General features: G+C 64.7%; 4 protein-coding genes and 1 pseudogene. 2 read left to right on the forward strand and 3 right to left on the reverse strand.

Translation table 11 applies throughout. The features are described from left to right. Both ENZ74_RS35375 and ENZ74_RS27775 read left to right on the forward strand, forming a co-directional pair. Window positions 1-89, forward strand: a pseudogene (locus tag ENZ74_RS35375) (triose-phosphate isomerase); the annotation flags it as partial. A gap of 95 nt (window positions 90-184) precedes the next feature. After that, window positions 185-622 (forward strand): RpiB/LacA/LacB family sugar-phosphate isomerase, encoded by a 438-nt coding sequence (locus tag ENZ74_RS27775; RefSeq protein WP_024502451.1) that lies wholly within the window; start codon window positions 185-187, stop codon window positions 620-622. Between the two features lie 24 nt (window positions 623-646). Here ENZ74_RS27775 and dhaL read toward each other — a convergent pair whose 3' ends face one another. The 3 genes from dhaL to ENZ74_RS27790 form a co-directional block, all read right to left on the reverse strand. Next, on the reverse strand, window positions 647-1288 hold the full coding sequence (gene dhaL / locus ENZ74_RS27780) for a dihydroxyacetone kinase subunit DhaL (RefSeq protein WP_027163948.1): 642 nt from the start codon (window positions 1286-1288) through the stop codon (window positions 647-649). A 26-nt stretch (window positions 1289-1314) separates the two neighbouring features. After that, on the reverse strand, window positions 1315-2322 hold the full coding sequence (locus tag ENZ74_RS27785) for a dihydroxyacetone kinase subunit DhaK (protein ID WP_063167518.1): 1008 nt from the start codon (window positions 2320-2322) through the stop codon (window positions 1315-1317). A 129-nt stretch (window positions 2323-2451) separates the two neighbouring features. Continuing rightward, the coding region (locus ENZ74_RS27790; protein ID WP_281059739.1) for a nucleotide-binding domain containing protein at window positions 2452-2826 on the reverse strand (375 nt) is incomplete at its 5' end.

Genomic DNA, 2826 nt, shown 5'->3' on the forward strand with positions numbered 1-2826 from the left:
TTGATGGCCTGTTCATCGGCCGCTCGGCGTGGCAAGCGGAAGGCTATATCGACATTCTGAGAAAGGCGTCGGCCGCCATCGCGCGCTAACCGCGCGAGCAATTCCGGGAAAGTGTGAAGCGGTTTTCCGTCCGGAATTGCGTCAAATCAAAGAGACAGAGACAAAAGCAAAGGAGTTCATCATCATGAAGATCGCACTCGGAGCCGACAGCGCCGGCAAGCCGCTGCTCGATGTCATCGCCAAGCATCTCGCCACCAAGCCGGAGTTGCAGGTCGTCGACCTGAGCCAGGCCGGCTTCTACGCCGATATCGCCGCCTCGGTCGGCCACGAAATTCTCGACGGCAACTACGACCGGGCCATCCTGTTTTGTGGCACCGGCATCGGCGTCAGCATCTCTGCCAACAAGGTGCCGGGCATTCGCGCCGCGTTGACCCACGATACCTATTCCGCGGAGCGCGCCGCCAAGTCCAACAACGCCCAGATCATCACCATGGGCGCCCGCGTCATCGGTCCCGAACTGGCGAAATCGATCGCCGACGCATGGCTTGCCTCCGAGTTTGATCCGAATGGCCCATCTGCCGCGAACGTGCAGGCCGTCGACAAGCTCGACGCCAAGCGCTGAAAGACGCGGCAAGTCCGCTGATGATCAGTCGGTCAAGGCGGTCCGCATCGCCTCGATCACGGTGACGGCGGACGCAGCGCCCGGATCCATATGGCCAAGCGAACGTTCGCCGAGGCGTGATGCCCGGCCCTTGGTGGCCACCATCGCTTTGGTCGCTTCCGCGCCTGTCTCTGCCGCCTGGGCGGCGGCCTTGAGACTGGCGGCCAGATCCTTGCCTGAGGCCAGCGCTTCGCCCGCCGCTTGCCCCGCCGGCGCCCATGCATCGATCATCGTCTTTTCGCCAAGCTCTGCCTTGCCGCGATCCTGAATGCCCTTGGCCATGGCCTGGAACAGGGCGACCACATCCGCGTCGTCGAGCGCCGTCTTGCCCTTGACGGCTGCCGCGGCGCGCATGAGCGCGGTCGCATAGAGCGGACCGGAGGAGGCGCCGACCGCATTCAGGAACGACTTTGCCGCCGTGTTCAGCAAGGTGGTCGGATCGGTCGCCGCGGTGTCCAGTCCGGCCACCGCATCGCGCGCAGCGGAAAATCCAAGCTCCATCGCGATGCCGTGGTCGGCGTCACCGATAACCCCGTCAAGCGCGCACAGCCTGTCCCTGTCTGCTGACATGGAGTTTGCGATCGCCGCGAACATCGTGACAAGGCGGGCAGTATCGATTGTCGTCATGTCTTAGTCCTTGCCACAGAGTGGGTTTAGCCGGCGCGAAACATGGCGCAGTCGCAGGGGTGGTCCAGCATCGTCTGCAACTCGCCGTCCAGCCGATGCAGCGTGATCGAGGCCCCGGCCATTTCGAGCGAGGTGCAGTAATTGCCGACCCAGCTTGCGTGGATGGACACACCGATCTCATCAAGCCTCTGCTTCACGCGCAGGTTCATGATGTAGAGTTCCATCAGCGGCGTTGAGCCCAGCGAATTGACGAGCACCGCGACCTTGTCGCCGCGCGCCGGCGCCATCTCGTCGAGGATCCTGTCCAGCATCTCGTCGGTGATCTCATCGGCTGTTTTCAACTTTTCGCGTGCGATGCCGGGCTCGCCGTGGATGCCCATGCCGATCTCCATCTCGTCCGGCCCGATCTCGAAATTTGGCCGGCGGGTCTGCGGCAGCGAACAGGGCGACAGCGCCACGCCCATGGTGAAGGTGTGGTCGTTGGCCTTGCCGGCGATGCGCTCGCATTCGTCGAACGACAACATCCGGTCGCAGGCGGCGCCGGCCGCCTTGAAGATGAAGAAATTGCCGGCGACGCCGCGCCTCTTGTGCCGCTGGTCGCGCGGTGCCGAGGCGACGTCGTCGGTGCTCAGCACCGTGCGCACCTCGATGTCGTCCATCGCCGCCATCTCGGCCGCCATGTCGAAATTCATCACGTCGCCGGCATAATTGCCGTACATGAACAGCACGCCGGCGCCGCCGCTGACCGCCTTGGCGCATTCGAGGATCGGGTCCGGCGGCGGCGAGGCAAAGACATTGCCGATGGCCGCAGCGTCAGCCAAGCCCTTGCCGACAAAGCCGAGAAAGCTCGGCTCGTGGCCCGAGCCGCCGCCGATGACCAGGCCCACCTTGCCCTGGCGCGGCCCGTCGCGGGCGACGATGGAGCGTGGACTGCCGTCCACGCTTTTGAGATGGCGGGGATGCGCTGCCAGGATGCCTTCCAGCATCTCGTCGACGGCGCGGTTGCCATCGTTGATGATCTTCTTGGTCTGCACCCGGCATCCTCCCGACTTCGGCATTTTCGCAGATAATACCGGGTGTTACCGGGATTTCCACCCGGCAAGGCGTATTTCGCGCGCTGAGATGTTCCCACGGCCAACACCTGGACGCAGGCGCTGGCTGTTTCAACCGCCGAGGCCGTCGCGGATGGCTGAGAAATAGCGATCGGTCCCGACCTGGCCGCCCTTGAGCGCGACCTCCAGTCCGTCGATCGCCTTGACGCGCGAGTGGGCAACGCAAAGCGGGGAACCCGGCGAAGCGGGCAGCGGCATGCGAATTGTCAGGGCATCGACGCCCGTCTCGCCGAGTGCGTGGCTCGACGTGTCGCCGCCTGCAATGACCACGCGACGCAGGCTCTGTTCCACCGTCAGGTTGCGAAGGATTTCTCCGAGGCCGCGGCCAAGCCTGTGGCGGGCGCCTTCCTCCCGGTCGATTTCGGCGCCCCTGTCGGCAGTGGGGCCAAGCGCGGTGTAGAGGATGACGCTGCGCCCGGCTTGCAG

It is taken from the genome of Mesorhizobium sp. M7A.F.Ca.CA.002.15.2.1 (genome assembly GCF_003998715.1).
Taxonomy (GTDB): Bacteria; Pseudomonadota; Alphaproteobacteria; order Rhizobiales; family Rhizobiaceae; genus Mesorhizobium; species Mesorhizobium ciceri.

Excerpts from the sequence above, each read along its gene's own strand:
- ENZ74_RS27775 (WP_024502451.1), top strand. The coding sequence starts at position 185 with ATGAAGATCGCACTCGGAGCCGACAGCGCCGGCAAGCCGCTGCTCGAT.
- dhaL (WP_027163948.1), bottom strand. The coding sequence starts at position 1,288 with ATGACGACAATCGATACTGCCCGCCTTGTCACGATGTTCGCGGCGATC.